Source organism: Actinopolyspora lacussalsi subsp. righensis (genome assembly GCF_900116555.1).
GTDB lineage: Bacteria > Actinomycetota > Actinomycetes > Mycobacteriales > Pseudonocardiaceae > Actinopolyspora > Actinopolyspora lacussalsi.
The window spans coordinates 369,819-394,482 of sequence record NZ_FPAT01000005.1; the positions used below are offsets into that span (position 1 = coordinate 369,819).

Here is a 24,664-nt window from a genome sequence, read left to right on the forward strand (position 1 = left end):
CCATGCCACGTCTCGACGGAGGGCTCCACGCGGAGCGGGGCGGAACAGTTACGTTTACTTGCTTCGGTTCGCGGCCACAGGAAGGGACGAAACGTTGAGCACGGAAACCTCGACGGCACTGCGAGTGCCCAAGACCGAGCTGCACATCCACATCGAGGGCGCGCTGGAGCCGGAACTGACGTTCGCTCTCGCCGAGCGCAACGGCATCACGCTGCCGTACGCGGGAGTCGAGGAGCTGCGCGGGAAGTACGAGTTCGGTGACCTGCAGTCGTTTCTGGATCTGTACTACACCGGGATGAACGTGCTGCGCAGCGCGGCGGACTTCACCGAACTGGCCGATGGCTATCTCGCCAGGGCGGCGGCGCAGGGGGTGCGCCACGCCGAGATCTTCTTCGACCCACAGGCACACACCACCCGAGGGGTGGCGCTGGAGACGGTGCTCGACGGGCTGGAGGCATCGTTGTCGAGCAGCGAACACCGCTTCGGCATCAGCACCGAGCTGATCGCGTGCTTCCTGCGCGATCGGGGCAGTGAGGAAGCTTCTCGGATGCTGGACGAACTGTTGGAGCACCGGCAGCGCATAATCGGCATCGGCCTCGACTCCGCGGAGCTGGGGCACCCGCCGGGAGACTTCGCGACAGTGTTCTCCCGGGCCCGGCAGGCGGGACTCCGGCTGGTGGCCCACGCGGGCGAGGAGGGACCCGCGGACTACGTCTGGCAGGCGCTGGACGTGCTGGGGGTCGAGCGGGTCGACCACGGCGTTCGGGCTCTCGACGACCCCGAGCTGGTCAGCAGGCTGGCGCGGGACCGTATCCCGTTGACGGTGTGCCCGCTCTCGAACGTAAGGCTGCGCGGCGTGGCGAACCTGCGGGAACACTCCTTGCCCCGGCTGGTCGACGCCGGTGTGCTCGCCACGATCAACTCGGACGACCCGAGTTACTTCGGTGGGTACGTGGGTGACAACTTCCGGGCGATCGAGCGGGAGCTCGGGTTCGACGAAGCCGCGCTGCGCGAGTTCGCGCGCAACTCCGTCGAGGCGTCGTTCCTTCGGGACAGCCGACGCGAACAACTGCTGGCCGAGATCGAATCGACGTGAATCCAGCGGTAACGTGACCTCGGTATCCGCGTGACCGGGCGTGGGGCCGCGCTCCGGGACGGTCACGACGGCGGCGGGCGCCTCTCCGGTGGGGCACGTGCCCGCGTTCACCGCGGCGGAGTGGCCGTGACGGGTTCGCCCGGAGCGGGCCGCTCCGCGTCAGCGGGCGAACTCACCGGACGGGATTCACCGCGACGTCGCGAATCCTCGCCGCGTAGGAGGAGAGTCGCGTGTAGACCCCCGGAAAGCCGGGGCGGGCACAGCCGCTTCCGTAGGAGACCAGGCCGACGAGTCTGCCGTCGACCACGAACGGCCCTCCGGAGTCGCCGCCGCACGCGTCCTTGCCTCCGTCCGGGTACCCCGCGCAGAACATCGACTCGCGTTCGAACCCCGGATACGCCCGGGAACACCGGACATCAGACATCACAGGGACCCGCACCGAACGCAGCACCTGGGACGTCGGTTCCGACTCGGCGGTGCGTCCCCAGCCGTAAACGGTGCCGGTGGTGCCCGGCCGGTACCGCTCCCGCTCTCCGGCGCCCACCAGTTTCAACGGCGGCGCGGACACCCCGTTCCGGAGGGTCAGCACGGCGACGTCGTCACCACGGGTGAAGTGCTCGTACCGCGAGTGCCGCCAGACACGTTCGACCGCGACCACCTCCCCCTTCCGGGTTCGGAGATCGCGACGGTCGAGCACGACCCGGATGTCGGTGGCACTCCTGGCCGCACCGGTCGTCGGATCGAGCGTGCAGTGCGCCGCGGTGACGACCTCGCGAGCGGAAACCAGCGCACCCCCGCAGAAGTGAGCCCCGGAGGAGTCGGTGAGCGCGACGGCCCAGGGCGCGGCTTCCGGGGCGGTCGCGGTACCGCCGACGATTCTGGCCCGCACGTCACCGCCACCGGTCATCGACTCCGCCTGAACCACTGCGGTGGTTTGCACGGCCCACAGCAACGGAACCAGGCAGCACACGAGCACTCGAAGCCGAGGTCGCAGCGGTCGGTTGGCTCCCCCGCGGGAAGGGCCGCCGTGAACACGCAACAGTGGTCTCCAGTTCTGCCCGAGTGTGTCGACTCCACGACGGAACGTATCCGCTGGTGTTGCACCGAACACAGGAGGGACAACTCACAGCTGTGACGTAATTTTTTTCGTTATACTCGTATTCAGTCGAAAAAGTTGCTTCCCGATCGGACTTTGCGCGGCATTAATCCTGAAATGCCAACTGGATGGTCCGGCAAGCAACGAGACGGGCTCCACGATCCACCCCCGAACGTGTGAAGCCTGTCGCCCACAAGTGACCTCTTGTCGGTGAAACGTGTGTCGACGACCCGAATCGGCCACGGTCGCGCACGGAAAGGAACGGCATGCTGCTGGATCCGGGAACCCTGCCGGGCTTCGTACTCATCAGCACGGCGGTGATACTCACCCCCGGTGTGGACACGTTCCTGTTGCTTCGCACATCGATGAGGTTCGGGACACGCCCGGGGCTGTACACCCTGGCGGGCATCCACACCGCGAGCCTGGTTCAGGTGGCCCTGGTGATCTCGGGCCTGGGAGCACTCGTCACCAGCAGACCGGAAGTGCTCTCGGTGCTGAAGTGGGTGGGAGCGGCTTATCTGATCTATCTGGCAGTGACCATCCTGCGCGGACTCTGGCGCTCCCGGCACGGCGACAGCGCCGACGTGCTCGGTGACGCCCCGACGACACCGGATGCCAACCCGTACCTGCGTGGTCTGCTCAGCAACATCACCAATCCCAAGATGCTGCTGTTCAGCCTGGCCTTTCTGCCGCAGTTCGTGGGATCCGCGACCAGTCCGGCCCTGCAGCTGACGATGCTCGGGCTCGTTTTCCTGGCGCTGGCCGCCGTATGGGAGCTGGCGATCGTACTCGGCGCCTCCCGGGTGGCGGGCCGACTGCGGAAGCCGAGCATCCGCAACTCACTCGACGTGGTCAGCGCGGCGGCGTTCCTCGGGCTCTCCGTGGGACTGGTCGCCGGTTGACCGCTCCGGCACGAGTACCCACGCGGGCGACAACCGCTGCCGGAGAAATCCCGGGTAACAGTGACCATCGGCCCGCTGCCGGGCCCGGTTCGGCTCAGAACCGGGCCCGTATCCGATCGGTATAGGCCGCCACCTCGGTGTAGACCCCCGGCTTTCCCGGACGCGCGCATCCCACGCCCCAAGAAACGATGCCGATGAGCTTGTCCTCCACGACCAGCGGACCTCCGGAATCGCCCTGGCAAGCGTCCACTTCCCCATCGGGATATCCCGCGCACACCATCGCGTTCGGTACGAACTGGCGGTCGTAGATCTCGGCGCACTCGGCGTCGCCGACCACCGGAACCGTCGCCCGGCGCAGGACCTCCGAGTTCTGGCCCCCTTCGGAGCGGGCGCCCCATCCCAGCACGGTCGCCTCGGTGTTGTCGCCGTAGAGCTCGTCGCTCGGACCGGCCAGTTCCACCACCGAACGTGATGTTGATTCACGAAGCGTCAGCACCGCCACGTCAGCCCCTCGATAGGGAGCGCTGTAGTCGGGATGCACCCAGAAGTCGGTCGCCCCCAGGACCTGGCCCCACTGACTGCTCTTGTCGGCACGCCCGGCCACCACGCGCACGTCGGAGACTCGACGATCGATCACACAGTGCGCCGCGGTCACCACCTTGTCCGAGGCGACCAGCGCCCCGCCGCAGAACTGCTTTCCCCGGGAATCCATCAGATAAACCACCCAGGGGTACTGCTCGATGTCGGCGGGCTTCCCTCCGACGATCGGTGTGGCCGATGCCGTGTTCAGCTCGGGAGGTGGCTGCTCGGTGGCAACCGTGGTCGTGGGCAGCACCACCCAGAACGCGAGAGCCACGAACAGCACCGCCGGAAGGTTGGGCCACAAGCGTCGTCGCATTCAAAGCTCCCTGTAGCGGTCACCGTCTTCCGGAGCGATGCTCCGGGCAACGGAAAACGATTACCGGGTTTCGCGCATTGGTGGTCGTTCGTAACCGGGCCGTCGCGGCCAGTGTCCACGACCTCGCCGCTGACGGCTCACAAGCAAGCCGAAACTGGACAGTGACTCACCTGATCGAGCGACAAAATGGCGTTTCCGGCGCAGCACTGGGGAACAGCGCGGCGCTGGAGAACGACCCGCACCGGTTGGAGCTCGCCGGGAGCGGCCACGACCGACGCCGGAGCGGTGATTACGGTGGAAGCGGCCGATCACCGAAGAACGGCGATTCCGGCCGAGGTGTACCGAAATCCGATCGACGAGAAGGGTAGACGCAATGAGCCTGGAGCGTCCCATCGATCCCGATCCCTACAGTCTGCTGCCCGAAGTGCCGTCGTTCACGGTCACCTCGAAGGACGTAACCGATGGCCAAGCCATGTCCAAGGCCCACGCGTACGACGGCATGGGGGCCGGCGGCGACAACGTCTCGCCGCAGCTCTCCTGGCACGGCTTCCCCGAGGGCACGAAGAGCTTCGTGATCACCTGCTTCGACCCGGACGCCCCCATCCCCGGTGGGTTCTGGCACTGGGTACTCGTCGACGTCCCGGCCTCGGTCACCGAACTGGCGACAGGTGCGGGTGACCGAAGCGGCACCGGCGTACCGGAGGGCGCCTTCCACGTGCGCAACGACGTGGGAGAGCACGCGTTCGGTGGGGCGGCTCCCCCGCAAGGTGACCGCCCGCACCGCTACTACTTCGCGGTGAACGCGGTCGACAGCGCGAAGCTCGGTGTCGACAGCACCGCCACTCCGGCCGTGGTCAACTTCATGCTCGCCTTCCACACCCTGGGGCGTGCCGTGATCGCGCCGACCTACGCGCACTGAACGGCCCTTCGGCCCGGTTGTCACGAATCACCCGTCGTGCGGTCCCGGCTGAGGCGCGGGGCCGCACGACGACGGTGGCGACACCTCACAGCGCGCGGGAGGTCCCCGGTTCCGCCGCCAGGGGACTCGGTTCGGACCGGACCAACGTACGCAGCCGGTACGCGGCATAACCGCCGCCCAGTGCCAACGCCCAGGGCAACGCTGCGACCGGGGCATCGAGCGACAGCACCGTGGTGGCCACGGCCAGTCCCATTACTGAGTCCAGCAACCGCGGCAGGAACACCGCACGGGACATGCGGCGGGTCACGAGCTCGGTGGCATAGGGCAGCCCCGCCGCCCACAGGGCGAGATAGGCGACCCAACCGAACACGGCCCCCGCATCGACGCTCCTGCCGAACAGCGGAGGAGCGAGCAGCAGGGCCAGCACCGCGGACAGCAGTCCCGTCACGACCGTTCCACCGCACAGCGCCCCGGCGGCCCTCCCGATCAGACGCGGGTCACGTCGGTCACCACCCCGCTCGCGCGCCGCCAATTTGCCCAGCAGCAGACTTCCCGAACCGTTGATCACGACCTGCACCGGAGCGACCACCAACCGGGCGAGTTCGAGCACGCCGACGGCCGCCGTGGAGATCAGTCCGGCCACCAACAGCCTGGCGGCCAACAACGTCAGCGGACGCAGCCCGGACTGCAAGGCGCGCCACACCGCGAACCGGGCCAGTCCCGGCAGTTCGGTGATCCCCGGTCGCAGTCCGCGCCACTCGGAACGGGGCAACTGCCACAGCCCGAGCGACACCGCGGCGAGCGCACCGCAGCACATCGATCCGAGCAGCACCTCCGGGGTGGGTTCCCCGCTCGCCCCCAGCAACACCGGCAGCGCCAACGCGGTGACGACAAGCGAGCACACGTCGTTGAGCAGCAGGGCGCGGAAAGACACCCGGACCACGAACAGCCTGCGTACGGTTTCGGCGGCCAGTTTGCTGCCCACCAGCAGCGCGTACGGGACGGCCAGGCTGATCCCGCCACCGGAGAACGTCAGTGCCAGTAGCAGCGCCCCCGACACGCACAGCGCGGCCACCAGCAACGCCGCGCTGACCAGTGCCGCGCGGTATCGGGGTTCGTGCCGGTCGAAAACGGTGAAGCTGTCGCAGACGAAGCCGATGTAGAGCGCGTTGGCCCCGACGAGCATGGCGAGCAACACCGCGAAGACACCGTACTGGGACAGTCCCAGCGAAACGGCCGCGACCAGCTGGACCAGCAGGCTGGTGGCGGCGGTGATCCCCTGCGCCGCCACTCCGGCCACACCGTCCCGCACCTGGCCACGAAGCCATCCGGGAATTCGGCACGAGGTCACTGTCCACCTCGGTGAACGGTTGTCGCGGAAACTCGCCCCGGTGTCTCGCCCTGCTGCTCGTTGTGCTGCGCCGTCGTCTGGGAGCTCTGGGAGGCGAAGGTGAAAACGTAACCGGCGATCTTGCCCCCCAGCAGTTCGATCCGTTCCCGCGCCCTGCGCAGCGCGGCAACGGAACGCTCCTTGCGGACGGTGAGCACGACTCCGTCCGCGGCGGGGACCAGCGCACTGACCTCCGGGGCGGACTCCAGCGGCGGCAGATCGACCAGCACGAGATCGTAACCACCCCGGGCTTCCACCATCGCTCTGCGCAACAGCGAGGAACGGAAGTAGTCGGGAGCTCCCTCGCTGGCACGCCCGGCGGGAATAACGCGGAACTCGATACCGGGTCCCACCTCGATGACCCTGGTGGAAGCGTGCACGGTCGCCGCGCCGGTGGCGATGGGCGCCATGCCGTACCAGTCGTTCTGCAGCGCGACGTTGTGCGAGAGCTCCCTGGTCCGCACGGCCGCGTCCACCACCAGCACCCGCAGCCCGTCCCGGGCGGCGGCTCCCGCGACCTGCAGCACCGTGGTGGTGGCACCGTCCCCGGCGGAGACTCCCGTCACGGCCACCAGCCCACCTCGGACGGTGTTGCGCAGCACCGAGGAAACGAGTCGGTAGGACCCCAGCGGCGGCACCACCAGGTTGTGCAACCGAGCGGTCTCTCCCTCACCGAGCGCTTCCACCTCGCCCAGCAGTGGTTCGTCGGACAACCGCGCGAGGTCCGCGGCATCGCGCACCCTGCGGTTGCGATCGGCACGCGCCCAGGCGACCGTCGCGGCCAACAGCACTCCCACCGCGAATCCGACGACCGCGTCACGCAGCAGGGCGGTGATGACACCCGAGGAATCGGTAACGGCTTTGTCGACAAAGGACACACCATCGCCGAACTGGCCGGAGGCGATTCTGATCTCGGTTATGCGCTGGTCCAACTCGCTGATGGTGCGGCTGGAGGCCGAATCCACGCCGGAACCGGATTCGGCGATGTCGGCGACCAACTGTTCACGTCGGTTGCGCAGCGCCTTCAACGTCCTGTCCGCCGCCGCGGATACCTCGGCCCGGGACTCTCGTTGATAGGCGGTCACGACGGCGTTGGCGATCTCGGTGGACCGTTCGGCATCGCCTATGTCGACCCGCACGAGAATCGAGTCACCGTTGTCGGAGGCGCTGGCGGTGACCGCCTCACGCAGTTCCTTGATCGTCTCCTGCCCGCCGAGCCGTTCACGGGCGGTCCCCAGTGTGCGATCGGAGGTCACGAAAAGCGCACGCTGATTGACATAGCGCACGAACCCCGATTCACTCGTGACCTCGAAACCCAGCGCCTGTGCCGAGTCGGGGGCCTTGAGCACGATGCGGGCCTCGGCCACCCCGGCACTGCCCACGGTGAGCGCGACGATGACGCTGACCAGGACGGTGCCGACGACGATCCCGAGCGAACTCAATCGATAGCGCCATAACGCGCCGAGAATGTTCGGGGCGGGCAGGGGTTCATTCATGCGAGCTCCATTCGACGCGTGAGCGTTCGCCGGGGAGGGTCACGATCGAGCTGCTCACCGCGACGACAGGCTCGCGGTACGGCGCCACCGAGCACGATAGCCTCCCGTCCGTCCCTGACCGGTGAGCGGACGATCCCCCGGTCCGACCGGTCCGAAGTGTCCGAACGACATCCCGGTCGGCGCGCTCCGACGGGGAGCTTACGCCGATCGCGGGGTCACGGTGAAACTCCCCGATGCGAACACCATGATTACGATAACGGTGTAACGAACAGCGCCCACTTGACGAGTATCCGGGCACGTCCGAGAGTCTGACGAATCGCGAAGTTTCCGCTCGCTCGGAGCTCACGGCGATTTCTCCGGCTCCTCGAGTGAACACTCATCGGAAACATCGATTCGATAACGGCCCGTCCCGGATCCGGGTGATGCATTCGGACGGAACCACGAGCACCTTCGACGAAGGAGAACCTGTGCGCGGACCTGCCTTACGGAGTGGCTCCCAGCCCGGGAACGATCGGGCCGACTCGGTGTTCCGGGAAGCGTTACGCCGCCTCCCCGGAGCGCAGAAGTCGGCCGGCGGAGCACCCGCGTACTCCAGGTTCATCAACCGCAAGGCGGGCGGTTACCTCGCCGCGGCGGCCTATCAGGCCGGGTTCACCCCCAACCAGGTGACCACCATAAGCGCGGCGTTCACGTTCGGTGGGATCCTCGCGTTGGCCGCCGTTCCCCCTTCCCGCACACTGGGTGTGATCGTCGCGCTGACCCTGCTGCTCGGCTACGCGCTCGACTCCGCGGACGGGCAGCTTGCCAGGCTGCGGGGTGGTGGAAACCCGGCCGGAGAATGGTTGGACCACATCATCGACAGCGCGAAGATCCCCACGTTGCACCTTGCCGTGCTGCTTTCGACGTTTCGGTTCGGGGACACGGCGAGCGCGTGGTTGTTGGTTCCGCTCGGTTTCGCGGTGACCGAAAGCGTGTTGTTCTTCGCGATGATTCTCAACGACCAGTTGCGGCGCGCGCGTTCGAACCCTGCCGCCGCGCTGTCGACGAATTCCACGACACCGGGAATCACCAAGTCATTACTGGTCGCACCGACCGACTACGGAGTGCTGTGCTTATGTTTCATTCTTTTGGGTGACAGGATTCCTTTCATCGCGGTGTACACGATGTTGTTCGCGGCACATTTCTGTTTCGCCTGCCTGGCACTGCCGAAATGGTTCCGCGAGATGCGAGCGCTGTGCCCACCGGAATCGGGGCGGTGAGCATGCCGGTGATCGGATACGCGCCCGGTGCCTACGACATGTTCCACATCGGCCACCTCCGGATTCTGCAGCGAGCGCGTTCGATCTGCGATCGACTCGTCGCCGGTGTCGCCACCGACGAGATGATCCTGCGCGCCAAAGCCAGACACCCCGTCGTTCCGTTCGAGGAACGACTTGAGATCGTCGCTAGCATCCGGCACGTGGACAAGGCGGTGGCCGATCCCTATCTGGACAAGTTCCTGGCATGGCGAAGGGTCGGTTTCCACGTGCTGGTCAAGGGCGACGACTGGAAGGACACCGAACGAGGCGAGGCACTGGAGAACAGACTGGGTTCCGTGGGAGTCAGAATCGTGTACTTCCCGTACACCGCACACGTGTCCAGCACCTCCCTCCGCGACCGGATCTCGGTGCCCGACCGTCCCGGCGGTTGACCGGCAGTCCGGTCCCAACGACGGCCGCCGCGAGCAGACCCGACGACCCGATGAGGCCAACCCGACATGTTTCCGCTGGTTCCGCGCACGGAAAAGCACCGAAACCGACTCGTCATCGCCGCCGGAGCGGTCCTGCTGTGTGCCGTGGCCGTGCTCGCGGGAGTCCTGGTACGGATCAATTCCGGTACCGCGGAAACGGTGGACAGGCATCCGCTCCCCGACGCCTCCCCGCTTCCCGCCGTTCCCGGGACGAACGCACCGGTTCCCCCGGACGCGCTGTTCGTGGCCACCGACGGCTCCGACGATGCCGCTGGCACCAGGGACGCACCGCTGCGCACTCTCGGTGCGGCCGTGGACAGGGCCGACTCCCCCGAGACGATCGTGCTCCGGGAGGGAACGTACCGGGAGAGCGTGGGACTCGTGCGCGAACGGTTGCGGATCAGATCCTTCCCCGGTGAGCGGGTGTGGTTGAAGGGCAGTGAGATCGTCTCGGACTGGACCCGTACCGACGGGGGGTGGCTGCACCGGGACTGGTCACCGGGTTACTGCCGGGACTGCTACCTGCCGAAGATAATCGATTCACGGCATCCGAACGCCGGCCTGCCCGACATGGTCTTCCTGGACGGGAAACCGTTGCGACAGGTGGCGGAGCGCGGCGAGCTCACCCCGGGGACCTTCTACGTCGACACCGTCGAGGACACCCTGCTGTTGGGATCCGATCCGACGGACAGAACCGTCGAGGCGAGCGTGCATCCGTGGCTGCTGCAGTTCGACGGCCCCCGGGCGGCGGGCAGCAGCCTGCACGGTGTCGGGATCGCGCATTACGCCTCCCGCCAGGAGTACGGCAGGAGAGGGGCGATGGTGGTGGTCAACGCCGCCGATGTCGTGCTGCGCGACAACGCGTTCGCGTGGTCGGCCTCCAGCGGGGTGGCCGTGTTCGCCCCGAACGCCGAAGTGGACGGCAACATCATCGTCGACAACGGCCTCGTGGGCCTGATGTCGAACAAGGCGCACGGCGTACGACTGGTGGACAACCGGGTGTCGCGGAACAACAGGGAGCGGTTCGCCCTGTCCGGCCCCGCCATCGGGGCCGGTGGCGTGAAGATGACACGCACCAGCAAAGCGCTGATCGAGCACAACTCGTTCGTGAACAACATCGGCACCGGTTGGTGGTGCGATCTGGGCTGCACCGACGCGACGGTCGTGCACAACACCGCACGCGACAACGCCAAGCACGGCTTGTACTACGAGGTATCCTCCCGCGCGCTGTTCGCCTCGAACCTGGTCTCGCACAACGACCGGTTCGGCATGAAGATCTCCAGTGCCGACCACATCGGCTTCTTCAACAACACCTTCTGGCGAAATCACGGCTCCCTGGGAGTATACAACGATCCACGCTCCCCGTCCTTCGATCCTTACAGTCAGGAGCTCGGCCTGAGCTGGATCACCGCGGAAACCGAAATCGTGAACAACCTCTTCGCGGGAACCGCTGGCGACGAACCGTTCATCAGTACGGGAGACAACAAAGCAGCGGACGTGAGCACTCCGGCTTTCGTGTCACGCAGCGACGGCAACGTCTATCTGCGGAATGACGAGCCTTACCTCACGGAATGGTACCACGGTGACGAGCGGAAAAGCCGTTTCGAGTCGCTGGCCGAACTGACCGAGACAACCGGACAGGGCGAACACAGCATCTCGAAGCGCACCGAACATCATCCGTTCCGCGCACCGGACAGCGGTGATTTCGGGCTGCGTGACGACGCGGTGGGGAGCGGGGCAGGACGCCCGCTACCGGGGGATGTCGCCGAGGAACTCGGCGTGCGGGCGTACCACCGTCCGGACGTGGGCCTGTTGACCACCCCCGGAGCCCGCGGGACCTGAGCGGACCGGCCCGGCCCGCCCGGAGGCGGACCGGGCCGGTGACAGTCGCTCACCAATCAGTGCTGCCCCGTGGCGAACCGATGGCAGCCCCGTCGGCGTCGACGGCTCTGATCCAGTACTCCGTGCTCCCGTCGGGAGCCTGGGTATCGGTGAACCGCATGGTGGGCAGCGACCACGGCCAGGACTCCTTCGTCACCGTGTGGATCGGCTCGGACTCACCGACCCGCACCACTTCGTAACGAATGGCACGGTTCTGGGCGTCCCAGGTTCCGGTCCACTCGATCGTGACGTCCCCGCTGGGCCACTGGCGCCGCACATCCGGAGCTCGGAACGGCACCTGGGGACCGTTGTTGACCGCTTCCGGCACCGAACGCGCCGCGAACCGGGTCAACGACTGCTGCCGTGTGCCGTTGACAGTGGTGAACTCACCACCGACGACGACGTAGTCCGAATCGGCTTCGATCGCCCACGTCCCGTTCTCCCAGGGGCTGTCCGCCGGGCCACCGTTGGTGTTGGGCAGCCAGGGCAGCAACGCGGGAACCGGATCTCCCTCGGTCACGTGGTTCGGGTTGGCAGCCGCCGTACCGGCCACGGCCGTGCTCTCCGCGCTCAACCGCTGGTAATCGATGGACCCGTCCTCGGGAAAAGCCCCGAGTGCGGCACAGGAGTGCGTGTGGGATGCCGCGTAGACCACACCCTCGGACACGGCGACCGACTGGGTGTCGCCGTAACACCCGTCCATCCAGACAGTGGCCCCGTTGTCGACGCGTACGGCACCACGGCCCTCGAAACGAACGGCACCGTCGGCGTTCCAGTTGTACGCGCCGAAATAGGCACGGCCGTTCCCGTCGGTGTCGATGTCGGTGACCACGTCCTCCGGAGTGGGAGCCTGCCACTGCCAGGAGACGTTCGCACCGGTGGTGTCGTCAACGGCCATCAGCGCGGAGTGGGACTGCCCGTTGACATTGTCGAAGGCACCGCCGATGAGCGTGCGCCGCTGTTCCGGCACTGCCGATATGCTGTGGACAGTCGCGTCGACGGTGGGATTCCACGGCAGCAGTTCCCCCGTGGTGGACACCGCGCCCAGCCTGGTGCGATCGGCGCCGTCGACGCTGTCGAAAGCACCCCCCATGTAGACGGTGTCCTCGGTGACCGAGAGAGCCCGTACGCGACCGGCCACCGTCGGGTCGAACCCGTCCACCAGCGTACGGTCGGCCGCGCCGAAGGACGCCACCCTGGAACGCCACCGATCGTTGATCCGGTCGAAGTCCCCACCGACGTAGACCCTGCTCTCGTCAGGGGCGGCGGTGACGTTGAAAACCGTGTCGCATCGCCAACGATTCTCGCCGAGCGAGTCGCACAGCGGACCGGGATCCGCGCTGGATTCGAACGCTGTGGAGGTCACCGAGGGGGACCAGTCGAGCAGCTGCCCGGTCCGGATGTCGAAGGCCAGCAGGTTGTCCCTGTTGACCTCGCCGGCACCTCCCGGAGAGACCCCGGCGGGACGGGCCTTGCTGAAGTGACCGCCAGCGTAGACGGTATCGCCCACGATCGCCATCGACAGCACGATCCCGTTCGTCTGCGGTGTGGGCAACGCACCGGCCGTAACCGGCTGTGGTTGTTGCTCGGCCGCCCCCGCGGGAGCGGTCAACAGCCCCATCCCGAGGATCCCGACAAAAGCCGCGCCAACTCTTCGGCTACGACGTAACATCTCACTCCTTTCTGTCCGGTTGACTCCGCCGAGGTTCGGTACGGCCGGTCACGGCGCGACCGAACAACCGCGACACCCTCCCCGTTACCGGGAAGACTCGACGGGCACACAACCGCTCCGCCAGTTCCGCGTAACCGCGGGCCACGACGTCCCAGTCGTAGTTGCCCCGCAGCGCGGAGAGCTGTGCACGCCCACGATCCATCGTGTCCTGTGGGAACTCCTCGGCACGGTCGAAGCATTCGGCCAACGAAGCCGGATCGGTGAAATAGACACCGTGCTCCCCCAGCACTTCCCGGTTGAACGGCACGTCGTAGGCCGAGGTCGCGGTCGCGGCCCCCATAGCGCGCAGCAACGACGGGTTGGTGCCACCGACCGAATGCCCGTGAACATACGTGAGCGCGTTCGCGTAGAGCTGGTCGAGGCCCCGCTGATCCCAGACCGACCCCAGCAGCCTCACCCCGGAACCGCGCGCCGCGAGCCTGCGGACGTGCGCGGTGTAGGAATCCGCGTAAGGAGCCGCCCCCACGATCACCAGCGGGTGCACCGCGCCACTCCGGAGATAACCGGCCACCGCGACGTCCACGTGGTTCTCCGGTTCGAAACGCGCCACCACGAGGTGGTACTCCCCGGCCCGCAACCCGTGTTCGGACAGCGTGTCGGCACCGACTGTGTCCAGCACGGGAGCGCCGTAGGGGATGTATTCCGTGCCGACGTCGAACCGCTGTGCGTAGTAGTCCTGGATCCCCCTGGAATCGGCGATGAGCGCGTCGGAACAGCGAACCGCCAGTGCTTCGGCCGCCCGATAGTAACGGGACCCGAGCCTCCCCCACTTGGCACGCTTCCACTCCAAGCCGTCGACATGGGTGACAACCGGCACCCCACGAGCTCGCAGCAAGGGCAGGAACGGCGCGTTCGCGGCGTTGAAAACCACGGCCACATCCGGTGGATCCCGCAACAGGTGTCCCACCGAGACGCCGGTGTGACTCAGCGTCTCCAGGGTTTTCCTGCGGAGGGCGGGCAGCCGTACCAACCGCATTCCCCGATACTCGGGACTTCGTTCGGTCTCGTCATTGCCGTTGCGGCAGTACACGGTGACTTCGTGGCCCAGCCGAACCAACCGGGCCCCGACCTCCTCCACGCAGGTCTCGAACCCACCGTATCGCGCGGGAACACCCCGCGTACCCAACATCGCTATGCGCATCGCCGTCCAATCGAATCGCGCCTGTCCGCCGTAGTTCGGCAATCAATGGTGCGGGCACTGTGACCGCCGCATAAGCTCGCGGTATCAGTTCGTTACCAGATCTCCTCCGAGACGCGCTCCTCGACTCGTCCCCGCTATCGCGATCCCGCGATGTCCGAACGGCCGGTTCCCGGCACCTCGGGCAGGACTGGTAGAACCCGTTCCGCAAGACACCCAAGCCGAGGATTTCCGTGCTCGACTATCGCCACTTCCTTGCCGACGCATCCGGTTTCCGCTCCGATCGGGACACGATACGACTGACCGTGTGCGCACTGGCGTTCATCATAGCCAGCGAGTACGAATTCCGACTCCGCGATCAGGATCAATCCATCTCGGGCAATCCGGACCTTTTCGTGCTGCTCGAGATCGCCACCTACGGAGTGATCGCCTGCTGGTTGTTCCTGCGGTTCCGTCCCACGCCGAGACTCACGACGGCCCACTGGACGACACTGGCGGCTTACGCCTACGTCACGGTGCTCTTCTTGTCCACAGTGTACTCTCCGTACTTCGAGATGGCGCTGGTGCGATCCTGCCAGATGGCGATCATCCTGGCGCTGACGCGCACGACGGCGCGGCACTCGGATCGCGCGAGCATGCACTTCTTCGCACACGCCTACAGTGCGCTGATCACGGTATCGGTGCTCTTCGGAGTGCTTGTCCCCTTCCCGCGCAGGGAAAGCCAGCCGGATCGGTTCACCTGGTTGCACCTGCACCCCGTCGCCGCGGGGCAGCTACTGGCGATCGCCGTGATCGTGCTCGCGAGCTACGTCATCGGCAGACGCAACACCAGGACCGGTCCGCGCTGGCCGCTGGGGATCTATCTCGGCATGCTGACCGTCTGTTCCGGCGGGCTGATCGCGACGAACACGCGGAGCGCGGCACTGGCCGCCGCCGTCGGTTCGGTCGTGGCGCTGTGGATCAGGTGGCGGGGAACCCGCAGGCTGGAGATCACGGCTTTCCTGTCGGTCGGCGTGTTGACCGTGGTACTGGCCGCCGCCCCGGCCATCGCCGGGTTCTTCACTCGCGGGCACTCGATGTCGCGGCTGCTGACCCTCAACGCCCGTACCGAACTGTGGGGCTACGCCCTCGAAGCCTTCGCCCAACGGCCGTTGTACGGCCACGGCCTGAGTGCCACTCGCGGGCTCTTCCTCGACGAGATGGGACTCGGCGGCGGTCACAACGCCGTGATCAACCTGCTCGTGAACACCGGTCTGCTCGGACTGATCGTCTGGTCGGCGTTGGTGATCGGTATATTCGTCAACACCACGCGCGCCAAGCGGCTACGACCGGAACCGCGGGCGGACCGCACCCTCATCATCTCGGTCACCTTGGGAATGCTGGCCAACTCGGTGTTCGCCGAATCCCTCGGTGCGCCCGCCAACGCATCGGCCGTGTGGCTGCTGATGCTCGCGGCCTGGGCCGGGATGCTCCGAGCGGAAACGGAACCCGCGGGCAACGGGAACCCCGCGGCCACCCGCTGACAGCGTCGACCCCCTCGGCCTCCGCACCTCCCGCGACGCCGGGACAGCCACGATGGGAGCAGCGATGACCCGTTCGCCGTTCGAAAGCCCCGTTACGGCCCGGAAGACAGCGGCGGTGTTTCGGAGGGCCGTCCGCGACCGCTTTCGGCCCCACGACCGTCGGAACCACTCGCCGAGCGAACTGCTGCTGGTACACCCGTCCGCCGAGTTGTACGGTTCCGACCGCGTGTTCCTCGAATCGGTGCGAGCGCTGACCGGGGCGGGACACCGTGTGCTGGTGGTACTGCCCCAGCAGGGTCCACTCGTACCGTATCTGCGACGCACCGGAGCACGGGTGCACCGCTGCCCCACGGCGGTGCTGCGCAAAAGCGTGCTGCATCCCACCGGCCTGCTCGGTTTCCTGCGGGACGGCCTTGTCGCGCTACCCGCCATGCTTCGACTGCTGTCCCGTCGTTACGCGGCCGTCTACATCAGCACGATCACCGTTCCCACCTGGACGTTGCTGGCCGCCGCGCTCGGGCACCGCGTGGTGACGCACGTGCACGAGGCCGAGGACACCCAACCGTTACCGGTACGTGTCGGCCTGACGCTTCCACTGCTGGCCTCCCGCGGTGTCGTGGTCAACAGTCGTGCCGCCGCCAGTGTGCTGCACCGAGCGATTCCTCGACTGCGGGACCGGACCAGCGTGGTCTACAACGGGGTCGCCGGGCCCGAACCCCTCCACGTGGACACTCGGAGCACCCGGCCGCGGCGACTCGTCCTGGTGGGCAGACTCTCGCCGCGCAAAGGCACGGACACGGCGGTGCGGGCACTCGCGCTGCTGCGGGAACGGGGACATCCGGTCACGCTGGATCTGATCGGCTCCGTCTTCGACGGTTACGAGTGGTTCGAACGCGAGATCGAGCGGCTGATCCGTGCGCACGGACTGTCGGACTCGGTCCGGCTGCACGGCTTCGACTCCGATGTCTGGCACCACTACGCCGAAGCGGACATCGCCCTGGTGCCCTCCCGGTTCGAGCCGTTCGGCAATACCGCGGTCGAGGCTCAGCTCGCCGGATTGCCGGTGGTGGTCACCGACGTCCAGGGACTTCCCGAAACCGTCGGCGACGGCAGCCGCGGCCACATCGTCGGAGCCGACGACCCCGCGGCCCTCGCGGACGGCGTGGAACGGCTGCTGGTCGACTGGCCGGGTGCGTTGGAGCTCGCGGAGCACGCCCGGCACGAGGCCGCCGCGCTGTTCGCACCGGAGCGCTACCACGACTCACTGCGAAAAACGATCGACGAGCTCATCGCGCCCGAGACCGACGGCCGTCGTGTCCCGCGAAGGGCCCTTCGGGTGCGAAGGCGAACCCGGTGAAACGTTCACCCATACGACGGTGAGCGGCGGAATCCGGATGGAGCTCGTCGGGTAGTGGTAGTTCGGCGTAATCGGTCGGGCCGTAGAGTTCGCGTCCGTCCAGGTAGTGCAACCTCGGATCCTCCTCCGCCCGCTGCGCCACGATCCTGGCCAGTTCCGCTCGAATCGTTTCCAGCGTGAGCTTCCCGTTCGCCCGCTCCGCCGGGTCCCCGGTGGCGAGGAAGCGCAACCGCCCGAGGTCGGACTCGGTGAGGTCGGGGGCGCTGGGGCCCGGGGTGGCTTCGTGGATCGGGCAGTGGATGGGTGAGACGACCAGCAGCGGAGCGTCGGGGTGCCCTTCCCGGATGGTGTCGAGGAAACCGTGCACCGCGGGTGTGAAGGCACGCAGTCGCATCAGATCGGCGTTGACCAGGTTGATGCCGAGCTTGAGGCTGATCAGGTCGGCCGGGGTGTCGCGCATCGTTCGCGCGGTGAACGGGTCGAGCAGCGCGCTGCCGCCCATTCCCAGGTTGATCAGGTCCACCCCGGCGGTGTTCGCGGCGAGCGCGGGCCAGGTCGCGGTGGGGCTCGCGGCGTTGGAACCGTGGCTGATCGAGCTGCCGTGGTGCGACCAGACGGCACGGTCCGATTCCGGGGACGGCTCGACAGGGGCGTCGGTACGCAGGGCCACGAGTTCGGTGGTCTCGTCGTGCGGTAACCAGATCTCGAGGTCCTTCACACGTTCGGGCAGATCGGTGAAGCGAAGGGTCCCGACCGGTCCGGTATGCCGCTGGACGTCACCTGTCGTCATGTCGATTTCGAGGGTCTCGCCCCCGCTGACGTGGGACTGCTCCACCAGCGAGCCGTCGACGAGCAGATCGTAGATTCCGTCCGGCCGAGGCGGTGCCCCACGGTAGGTCCGCTTGGTCGGCACGGTGTCCAGCTCGACAGTGGTGGCTCGGGTGCGCAGGGCGAGCCGAACGCCGGAGGGCTGGCTCTCGGCCATGGCTAGTTGCCCGTCACCGCACTGGGCGAGTGCCCTGGCGGGCAGCCGATGCGGTAGCAATCCGCGTTCGGTGTGCTCCGTCTCGACCGCGCCGCGCAGCAGATTCGCGGTGAGAGGTGTGTCGATCGTGGTCGGCTCGTCGTGCATGGTCTCTTCCTGTCGCGTGTTGGTGGCCGGGAGCCGTCGGTACGCTTCGGGCCGCGAGCGCGGACGGGTTCAACTCCCCCGCTGCGAGGGGTCGAGCCGTGAGGCGTCGGGCTGTGAGACACCGGGTTGTGAGGCGCCGGATTGTGAGGCACCGGGCCAGTTCCGCAGCAGGGCATCGAGGACTTCCACGATTCGCGCCCAGGATTGCCCGCTGTCGGGAGCGCTGTGGCTGAATCCGCCCTCCAACTCCAGGCTGACGTAGCCGTGGAAAACACTGCCCAGCAGTCGAACCGCGTGTGTCTGCTCATCGCCGGTGAGGTCGTAACCCCGCAGGACGGCGCGCAGGAGCCGCGCGTGCCTGACTCCGGCACTCGCTGCCGCCGTCTCCGGATCGAGCCGGTAACGGCTCGCGGCGTAGCGGCCGGGATGCTGCCGAGCGTAGTCACGGTAGACGTCGGCGAAGGCGGCCAGGGCGTCCCTGCCCGCCCGTCCGGCCAGTTCGGCAGCGGCACGATCGGTGAGTTCCTCCAGCGCGAGCAGCGCGATCCCGGTCCTGAGCTCGTGCGAGCTGTCCAGGTGCGAGTACAGGCTCGCGACCCTGACACCGAATCGCCTGGCCAGCGCGGAGAGCGTCACCTGCTCGAAGCCGACCTCGTCGGCCAGCTCCGCCGCTTCACCGATGAGACGTTCCGCGCTCAGCCCCGCTCTCGGCACAACTTCTCCCTCCTCCGCAGTCTACCTAAAGGTGCTATACAAAAGCCTAAAGGGTTTAGGGAAGTTGCGCACGGCCGCCCGGCGAGACCGGAGCGGACCGGCCACTCAACGTCAGTAGGCCCCTTCCCTGGACATCACGGCACGCACCGTCTTCCAGAGGATCATCCCGTCCAACGTCAGTGACCAGTTCTCCACGTAACGCAGATCCAGTCGCACGCTCTCGGCCCACGAGAGGTCACTCCTGCCGCTGACCTGCCACAGTCCGGTCATCCCGGGACGCACCAGGAAGCGACGGTGCATCTCCGGCTCGTAGGACTCGGTCTCGTTCGGCAGTGGCGGCCGCGGCCCCACCAGTGACATGTCACCGACGAGAACGTTGACCAGCTGCGGCAACTCGTCCAGGGAGTAGCTCCGCAGCACGGAACCGAGACCGGTCACCCTGGGATCGCACCTCGACTTGAACAGCGGCCCGGCTCCCTCGTCGGTGAGCTCACCGGCGGAGGAGGCATCCGCGCCGGTGACCATCGTCCGGAACTTCAACATGGTGAACACGTGGCCGTTGTGACCGACACGTCGTTGCCGGTAGAACACCGGCCCCGCGCTGTCCAGTTTGATCCCCGCGGCGATCACGAGCAGCAGGGGCGACAAGACCAACAGCAACAGCAGCGCCCCTGTTCTGTCCATGACGGACTTGACGAACAGCCGCGGCCCAGTCAGCACCGGCTCGCTCAGCCGCAACAGCGGCATGCCGAGCACTTCGGACACGTGCACTCTGGGACCGGCGATGTCCATCAGCACCGGAGCCACCACCATCTCGGTGGCGGTACCCTCCAGTTCCCAGGACAGCCACTGCAGCCGTTGACGTGTCCAGTAGCCGTCGGCACTGATCATCACCGCCCGGTAGGCATCCAACCGCGCCTGTCGGGCGACGTCGCCGAGGTCTCCCACCACCGGAACGGAGTCGATCTGGTCGACCTCCGCACCGCTTCCCGTTCGTCCCGCGGTGCACACCGCGCGGATCTGCCAACCGAGGTGGGACTCCCGCCGGGTACGCGCGATCAGATCGCGCAGCGCTTCGGGGTCCCCCGCCGCGATGACCGGAAGCATGCAGCGCCCCGCGGCCCGCTTCCGATGCAGCAGTTTGCGCAGCACGTAACGCTGCAACAAGCACAGCACGGCGGCCGAGGGCAACACGGCGAAGATCCAGCCCCGTAACTGACCGACACCGGCGGCTACCGCCCCGAACGCCAACAACACGGCAGCGGTCAGCAGTGCCCTGCCCAACCGGTGGAACTCCTCGGCTCCCTGCCCGAGGATTCGATGGTCCCAGGCCGGAACCAGGGCGACGAGCAGCGCGGCGGCGGTGAGTGCCGCGAACAGCACCGTCCGCCACGGCTCGGAAGGCGCCGAGATCACCGTGCCACCCGCCACGGCCAGCCCCGTGGCGGTCACATCGCCGAGAGCCACCAACGAGCGGTAACGACGCTCCCACGGCAACGCCCGAGCACTGTGCGACCTCGGCGAGCCATCACGGCGCGCGTCACGCCGCACTTCGGTCGTGCCGGCACCGGAAGCCTCCGGGTCCGTACCGCCCGCGGCGGGAATCTTCTGTCGTAGCTCGACGGGGTGTTCCCGCTGCCGCGAGGATAGCCGCATTCGTACTCCAACTCACCGCGAACGCACGGGCCCATCGGCCCGCGGAACCCCGCGGATTCCTTCCTCACGGGAATGTTCGACTTGCTGTTCTCCCAGTTTTTCGAGCATCTTTCATATCACGTTACATCCAGCACACCCGCGCGATTACGGAATATTCCCTGCGCACAGGGCGATCGATGCGAGCACGCCGAATGTTCCGGCTGGAGAACAACCTCGTAACAATTGGCTATTTTCCGTTCAAGGAAACAAAACTCGTCGCCGAAGGGAGCAGTCGGCCTTCCGCACCACGCGACGTGTGGCCGCGCGGCCACCGGACGCGTAGGAATTTCCGGAACGAACCCCGGGTTGTACGCGGCGGCAAGGAAGCAGAGACGGGATGGGGCACGTGCGACACTTCGATCTGATCATCATCGGCACCGGTTCGGGTAACGCGATCCTCGACGAACGATTCGCCGACTGGGATGTCGCGGTCGTGGAGAAGGGTGTCGGAAGCGACTCGTCCTACGGCGGTACCTGCCTGAACGTGGGGTGCATACCGACGAAGATGTTCGTGCACACCGCCGATGTCGCGAACTCCCCGACCGCCGGGGAACGGCTGGGAGTCGGAGTACGGCTCGACGAGGTGCGGTGGCGCGAGATCAGGGACCGTGTGTTCGGCAGGATCGACACGATCGCCGAAAGCGGGAAGCGGTTCCGCAGGGACGAGAACCCCAACGTGACGCTTTACGAGGGCACCGCACGGTTCACCGCGGCACGGGAGCTCCGGGTGGAGACGACCGAAGGGCCGACTACGATCAGCGCCGATCGGGTGGTGATCGCCGCGGGAGGCCGCCCGGTGATTCCGGAGGTCCCGGGCATCGAGGACGTCGAGTACCACACCAGTGACAGTGTGATGCGTCTGGAAAGCCTTCCGGAAAGCATGATCATCATGGGCACGGGTTTCATCGGGGCGGAGTTCGCGCACATCTTCTCCGCGCTGGGCGTGCGCGTGACCATGGTCGGCCGTTCCGGACGGGTGCTGCGTGGCGAGGACGACGACATCTCGGCACGGTTCACCGAGCTGGCCGCACGGCAGTGGGACCTGCGGTTGAACCGGCGCGAGATCGAGGTGAGCGGTTCCGAGGAGGGTGTGCGGCTCCGGCTGGACGGCCCGGAGGGGGCCGAGACCCTCGAAGCACGGACGCTGCTGGTGGCCACGGGGCGTCGCCCCAACTCGGACCTGCTCGACACCGCCGCGGCGGGAATCGAGACCGCCGAGGACGGAAAAGTCAAAGTGGACAGCACGCAGCGCACCACCGTCGAGGGGATGTGGGCGCTGGGCGACGTCAGCAGCGAGTACGAACTCAAGCACGTCGCCAACCACGAGGAGCGGGTGGTGCAGCACAATCTGCTGTACCCGGACACACCGATCGAGTCGGATCACCGCTTCGTCCCGCACGCGGTGTTCTCCGAACCACAGATCGCCTCGGTGGGACTCACCGAGCAGCGGGCCGCCGAGTACGGCATCCGCTACGTCACCGCCACACAGGACTACGGCGGTATCGCCTACGGATGGGCGATGGAGGACACCACCGGCTTCGCCAAACTGCTCGCCGACCCCGCGACCGGGAAGCTGCTCGGCGCACACATCATCGGGCCGCAGGCACCCACCGTGATCCAACCGCTCGTTCAGGCCATGGAGTTCGGCATCGACGCGCGTTCCATGGCTCGCGGCCAGTACTGGATCCACCCCGCGATGCCCGAGCTGGTGGAGAACGCGCTGCTCGGCCTGCCCCTGGACTGACCGGGCGGACACGAGAGCGGGCAAGGATCGGCCCGGTGAGCACCGCGGTGTTCACCGGGCCGATCCGCTTCCACCACTCGAACGGTTCCCGCACCCGTTCCCGCCGGAACTCCCGGCCCCCCTGCCGACGGAAATCCCGGAGGGGAACCCCGGATCAGAGGGTGCGGGGGCGCCCGGCGAACGCACCGAGGACGGCCTGCGCCGTGAGCACTCCTATCAACACCACCAGCGACGCCGACCAGCTCGCGGTGACGTCGTGCAGCATTCCGAACAGGAAGGGACCGGTGGAGGCGATCAGGTAACCGATGCTCTGCGCCATTCCGGACAGCCTGCCCGTATCGGCCGCACTGCTGGTGCGCAGTGATATGAGCACCAGCGCCAGCGGGAACGCGCTCATCCCCACGCCGATCAGCAGCGCCCAGAGCAGCGGCGCGCTCATCGGAGCGAACAGCACCCCCAGGAAGCCGCTGATGGCCGTGGCCGCCAGGCAGACCGTCCAGACCGACTGACCGTTCGTCCTCGTGACCAGGGGTGGCAGCACCATGCTGATCGGAACACCGATCAGCAGCACCAGGCCCAGCAGCCCTCCGGCGGCACCGGCACCGGCACCGGCCGATTTGAACACCTCGGGCAGCCAGCCCATGACCACGTAGGCCACCAGCGACTGCATCGCGAAATAACCGGTAACCGCCCAGGCCAGCGGGCTGCGCAGCAACGAGGAACCTTCCGCCGTCGACTCCGCTCGCTGCCGGGCCGCGGCTCCCGAATCGGGAGCGCGACCACTGCCCGCCGAGTTCCAGACGACGAAGGCGGCCAGGGCCAGCACCGCCCAAGTGGCCAGTGCCAGGCGCCATCCACCCAGCTCGGCACGTAACCAGGGAGTGAAGGCGGACCCCACGGAGCCGCCCGCGGCCATCGCCGTGGTGTAGAGGCCGGTGGCCATACCCACCCGCGTGGGGAACGACTCCTTGACCACCACCGGGATGAGGACGTTGCACATCGCGATAGCGGCGCAGGCGACCACGGTGCCGGCGAGGACGGTGATCGTGCCACCCACGACTCGCAGCAGCATCGCCGCGGTCAGCACGCCCAGCGCGACACCGACGACGCCGCGCCTCCCCCAGCGACGCGCCAACAGCGGTGCGGCTATGCCCGCCGCCCCGAAGCACAGCGTCGGCACCGAGGTGAGCGCGCTGGCCCAGACGGTACTGGCACCGAGCGCGTCACGTACCCCGCCGAGTATCGAGGAGAGGCTGGTCACCGCGGGGCGCATGTTCGCCGCGGCGAGCGCGACCCCGAGCAGCAGCAGCCCACCGCCCGCGGCCGCGTTCCGGTCGGGGAGGCCGTTGATCTCGGGGGTACTTTCGTTGGCTTGCGAACTCGTATCATTCCGGGCCTCGCCCGCCCCGGAACTGGCATCCTGGACGATCAACCGATCGGGAACGGTTTCGGTACGCGACTCGGAAGACATCGCGTACTAGTATCGCAAACGTAGGATGTTTGGATGAAAGGACCTCGCTGTGCCCTTGGTCACGACAACGAGGACCGGTTTGGTGGACCAGGTCATCGCCCAGATGCGTGAGTTAGTCGCATCAGGCGAGTGGCCTCTCGGGCAACGGATCCCACCGGAGGCGGAACTCGTCAACGCGCTCGGCGTCGGGCGCAACACGGTCCGCGAAGCGGTGCGGGCCCTGGCTCACGCGGGACTGCTGGAGGTCCGGCAGGGAGACGGCACGTTCGTACGCGCCACGAGCGAGCTGTCGGGAGCCGTCAGCCGGTTGTGCGACACCGAACTCCGGCAGGTTCTGGAGGTACGGCGCGCCCTGGAAGTGGAAAGCGCCCGGTTGGCGGCGAACGCCCGGACCGAAGCCGACGTCGCCGACCTGGAGATCGCGCTGCGGGAACGGGACACCGCCCTCGCCGAACGCGACTCGGAGCGGGTCGTGCACACCGACAGCCGCTTCCACCTGCGGCTGGTGGAGGCCTCGCACAACCCGGTGCTGATCCAGCTCTACCAGGGCATCAGCGAAGCGGTGCTCTCCAGCGTGGCCACCACCTTCGACCCCGAGGTCCCTCCGGAACGCGACGTCTCCCACACCGAACTGCTCGAAGCCGTACGCGACGGTCATCCCGAACGGGCCGCGGCCGAGGCGGGCGGCTTCCTCGACGAACTACTCGCCGAGTTCACCTCGGGGGAAGAGCACGACACCGCCTGAAAACAA

The 24,664-nt window shown here is 67.3% G+C and carries 20 protein-coding genes; 10 read left to right on the forward strand and 10 right to left on the reverse strand.

Annotated features, from left to right (window positions below):
• Nucleotides 1-94: 94 nt before the first annotated feature.
• Complete coding sequence (locus BM394_RS12045) at nt 95-1,096, forward strand: adenosine deaminase (RefSeq protein ID WP_217643460.1); 1,002 nt, start codon at nt 95-97, stop codon at nt 1,094-1,096.
• A gap of 172 nt (nt 1,097-1,268) precedes the next feature.
• Here BM394_RS12045 and BM394_RS12050 read toward each other — a convergent pair whose 3' ends face one another.
• Nucleotides 1,269-2,036 (reverse strand): serine protease, encoded by a 768-nt coding sequence (locus BM394_RS12050; protein WP_245780129.1) that lies wholly within the window; start codon nt 2,034-2,036, stop codon nt 1,269-1,271.
• Nucleotides 2,037-2,458: 422 nt separating this feature from the next.
• Here BM394_RS12050 and BM394_RS12055 point away from each other — a divergent pair, with 422 nt between their 5' ends.
• On the forward strand, nt 2,459-3,094 hold the full coding sequence (locus BM394_RS12055; protein WP_092977728.1) for a LysE family translocator: 636 nt from the start codon (nt 2,459-2,461) through the stop codon (nt 3,092-3,094).
• A gap of 94 nt (nt 3,095-3,188) precedes the next feature.
• Here BM394_RS12055 and BM394_RS12060 read toward each other — a convergent pair whose 3' ends face one another.
• Nucleotides 3,189-3,992 carry a S1 family peptidase gene (locus BM394_RS12060; protein ID WP_092977730.1) on the reverse strand — a complete coding sequence of 268 codons (804 nt, stop codon included), beginning with the start codon at nt 3,990-3,992 and terminating at the stop codon, nt 3,189-3,191.
• A gap of 373 nt (nt 3,993-4,365) precedes the next feature.
• Here BM394_RS12060 and BM394_RS12065 point away from each other — a divergent pair, with 373 nt between their 5' ends.
• Entirely contained in the window at nt 4,366-4,911 is a 546-nt protein-coding gene (locus BM394_RS12065; protein ID WP_092977732.1) for a YbhB/YbcL family Raf kinase inhibitor-like protein, read from the forward strand.
• Nucleotides 4,912-4,996: 85 nt separating this feature from the next.
• Here BM394_RS12065 and BM394_RS12070 read toward each other — a convergent pair whose 3' ends face one another.
• Nucleotides 4,997-6,223, reverse strand: coding sequence for an MATE family efflux transporter (locus BM394_RS12070; protein ID WP_217643461.1), 1,227 nt, complete (start codon nt 6,221-6,223; stop codon nt 4,997-4,999).
• 35 nt (nt 6,224-6,258) lie between these two features.
• On the reverse strand, nt 6,259-7,797 hold the full coding sequence (locus BM394_RS12075) for a cellulose synthase operon protein YhjQ/BcsQ (protein ID WP_092977734.1): 1,539 nt from the start codon (nt 7,795-7,797) through the stop codon (nt 6,259-6,261).
• Between the two features lie 467 nt (nt 7,798-8,264).
• Here BM394_RS12075 and BM394_RS12080 point away from each other — a divergent pair, with 467 nt between their 5' ends.
• The 3 genes from BM394_RS12080 to BM394_RS12090 all read left to right on the forward strand — a co-directional run bounded on the left by BM394_RS12080 (nt 8,265) and on the right by BM394_RS12090 (nt 11,368).
• Nucleotides 8,265-9,056, forward strand: coding sequence for a CDP-alcohol phosphatidyltransferase family protein (locus BM394_RS12080; RefSeq protein WP_245780130.1), 792 nt, complete (start codon nt 8,265-8,267; stop codon nt 9,054-9,056).
• Between the two features lie 2 nt (nt 9,057-9,058).
• Entirely contained in the window at nt 9,059-9,487 is a 429-nt protein-coding gene (locus tag BM394_RS12085; RefSeq protein WP_092977890.1) for an FAD synthase family protein, read from the forward strand.
• 66 nt (nt 9,488-9,553) lie between these two features.
• Nucleotides 9,554-11,368, forward strand: coding sequence for a right-handed parallel beta-helix repeat-containing protein (locus tag BM394_RS12090; RefSeq protein WP_092977736.1), 1,815 nt, complete (start codon nt 9,554-9,556; stop codon nt 11,366-11,368).
• A gap of 49 nt (nt 11,369-11,417) precedes the next feature.
• Here the strand turns inward: BM394_RS12090 and BM394_RS12095 are convergent, their stop codons facing one another.
• Nucleotides 11,418-13,028: a hypothetical protein gene (locus tag BM394_RS12095; RefSeq protein ID WP_245780131.1), complete on the reverse strand. Its 1,611-nt coding sequence runs from the start codon at nt 13,026-13,028 to the stop codon at nt 11,418-11,420.
• A 52-nt stretch (nt 13,029-13,080) separates the two neighbouring features.
• A complete protein-coding gene (locus BM394_RS12100; RefSeq protein ID WP_092977892.1) occupies nt 13,081-14,280 on the reverse strand; it encodes a glycosyltransferase in 1,200 nt (399 codons plus the stop codon).
• Between the two features lie 230 nt (nt 14,281-14,510).
• Between BM394_RS12100 and BM394_RS12105 the strand changes: the two genes are divergently transcribed.
• Complete coding sequence (locus tag BM394_RS12105; protein ID WP_092977740.1) at nt 14,511-15,800, forward strand: O-antigen ligase family protein; 1,290 nt, start codon at nt 14,511-14,513, stop codon at nt 15,798-15,800.
• Nucleotides 15,801-16,026: 226 nt separating this feature from the next.
• Entirely contained in the window at nt 16,027-17,157 is a 1,131-nt protein-coding gene (locus BM394_RS12110) for a glycosyltransferase family 4 protein (protein ID WP_245780132.1), read from the forward strand.
• On the opposite strand, the gene BM394_RS12115 is transcribed toward BM394_RS12110, so the two are convergent.
• The 3 genes from BM394_RS12115 to BM394_RS12125 form a co-directional block, all read right to left on the reverse strand.
• Complete coding sequence (locus BM394_RS12115) at nt 17,087-18,289, reverse strand: GDSL-type esterase/lipase family protein (RefSeq protein WP_092977744.1); 1,203 nt, start codon at nt 18,287-18,289, stop codon at nt 17,087-17,089. The genes BM394_RS12110 and BM394_RS12115 overlap by 71 nt on opposite strands.
• Before the next feature lie 69 nt (nt 18,290-18,358).
• Nucleotides 18,359-19,003, reverse strand: a complete 645-nt coding sequence (locus tag BM394_RS12120; protein WP_092977746.1) for a TetR/AcrR family transcriptional regulator — start codon at nt 19,001-19,003, stop codon at nt 18,359-18,361.
• Between the two features lie 111 nt (nt 19,004-19,114).
• The gene (locus BM394_RS12125; protein ID WP_092977748.1) at nt 19,115-20,659 is read right to left on the reverse strand and encodes a sugar transferase; all 1,545 of its coding nucleotides are present in this window, start codon (nt 20,657-20,659) and stop codon (nt 19,115-19,117) included.
• A gap of 385 nt (nt 20,660-21,044) precedes the next feature.
• Between BM394_RS12125 and BM394_RS12130 the strand changes: the two genes are divergently transcribed.
• Nucleotides 21,045-22,442, forward strand: a complete 1,398-nt coding sequence (locus BM394_RS12130; protein ID WP_092977894.1) for a mycothione reductase — start codon at nt 21,045-21,047, stop codon at nt 22,440-22,442.
• A 154-nt stretch (nt 22,443-22,596) separates the two neighbouring features.
• Here BM394_RS12130 and BM394_RS12135 read toward each other — a convergent pair whose 3' ends face one another.
• Entirely contained in the window at nt 22,597-23,913 is a 1,317-nt protein-coding gene (locus tag BM394_RS12135; RefSeq protein WP_092977750.1) for a CynX/NimT family MFS transporter, read from the reverse strand.
• A gap of 49 nt (nt 23,914-23,962) precedes the next feature.
• Here BM394_RS12135 and BM394_RS12140 point away from each other — a divergent pair, with 49 nt between their 5' ends.
• Nucleotides 23,963-24,658 carry a FadR/GntR family transcriptional regulator gene (locus BM394_RS12140; RefSeq protein WP_165400583.1) on the forward strand — a complete coding sequence of 232 codons (696 nt, stop codon included), beginning with the start codon at nt 23,963-23,965 and terminating at the stop codon, nt 24,656-24,658.
• Nucleotides 24,659-24,664: the final 6 nt, after the last annotated feature.

Coding starts and splice junctions, on each gene's coding strand:
- BM394_RS12055 (WP_092977728.1), top strand. CDS start 2,459: ATGCTGCTGGATCCGGGAACCCTGCCGGGCTTCGTACTCATCAGCACG.
- BM394_RS12060 (WP_092977730.1), bottom strand. CDS start 3,992: ATGCGACGACGCTTGTGGCCCAACCTTCCGGCGGTGCTGTTCGTGGCT.
- BM394_RS12065 (WP_092977732.1), top strand. CDS start 4,366: ATGAGCCTGGAGCGTCCCATCGATCCCGATCCCTACAGTCTGCTGCCC.
- BM394_RS12075 (WP_092977734.1), bottom strand. CDS start 7,797: ATGAATGAACCCCTGCCCGCCCCGAACATTCTCGGCGCGTTATGGCGC.
- BM394_RS12085 (WP_092977890.1), top strand. CDS start 9,059: ATGCCGGTGATCGGATACGCGCCCGGTGCCTACGACATGTTCCACATC.
- BM394_RS12090 (WP_092977736.1), top strand. CDS start 9,554: ATGTTTCCGCTGGTTCCGCGCACGGAAAAGCACCGAAACCGACTCGTC.
- BM394_RS12095 (WP_245780131.1), bottom strand. CDS start 13,028: ATGGGGCTGTTGACCGCTCCCGCGGGGGCGGCCGAGCAACAACCACAG.
- BM394_RS12100 (WP_092977892.1), bottom strand. CDS start 14,280: ATGCGCATAGCGATGTTGGGTACGCGGGGTGTTCCCGCGCGATACGGT.
- BM394_RS12115 (WP_092977744.1), bottom strand. CDS start 18,289: ATGCACGACGAGCCGACCACGATCGACACACCTCTCACCGCGAATCTG.
- BM394_RS12125 (WP_092977748.1), bottom strand. CDS start 20,659: ATGCGGCTATCCTCGCGGCAGCGGGAACACCCCGTCGAGCTACGACAG.
- BM394_RS12135 (WP_092977750.1), bottom strand. CDS start 23,913: ATGTCTTCCGAGTCGCGTACCGAAACCGTTCCCGATCGGTTGATCGTC.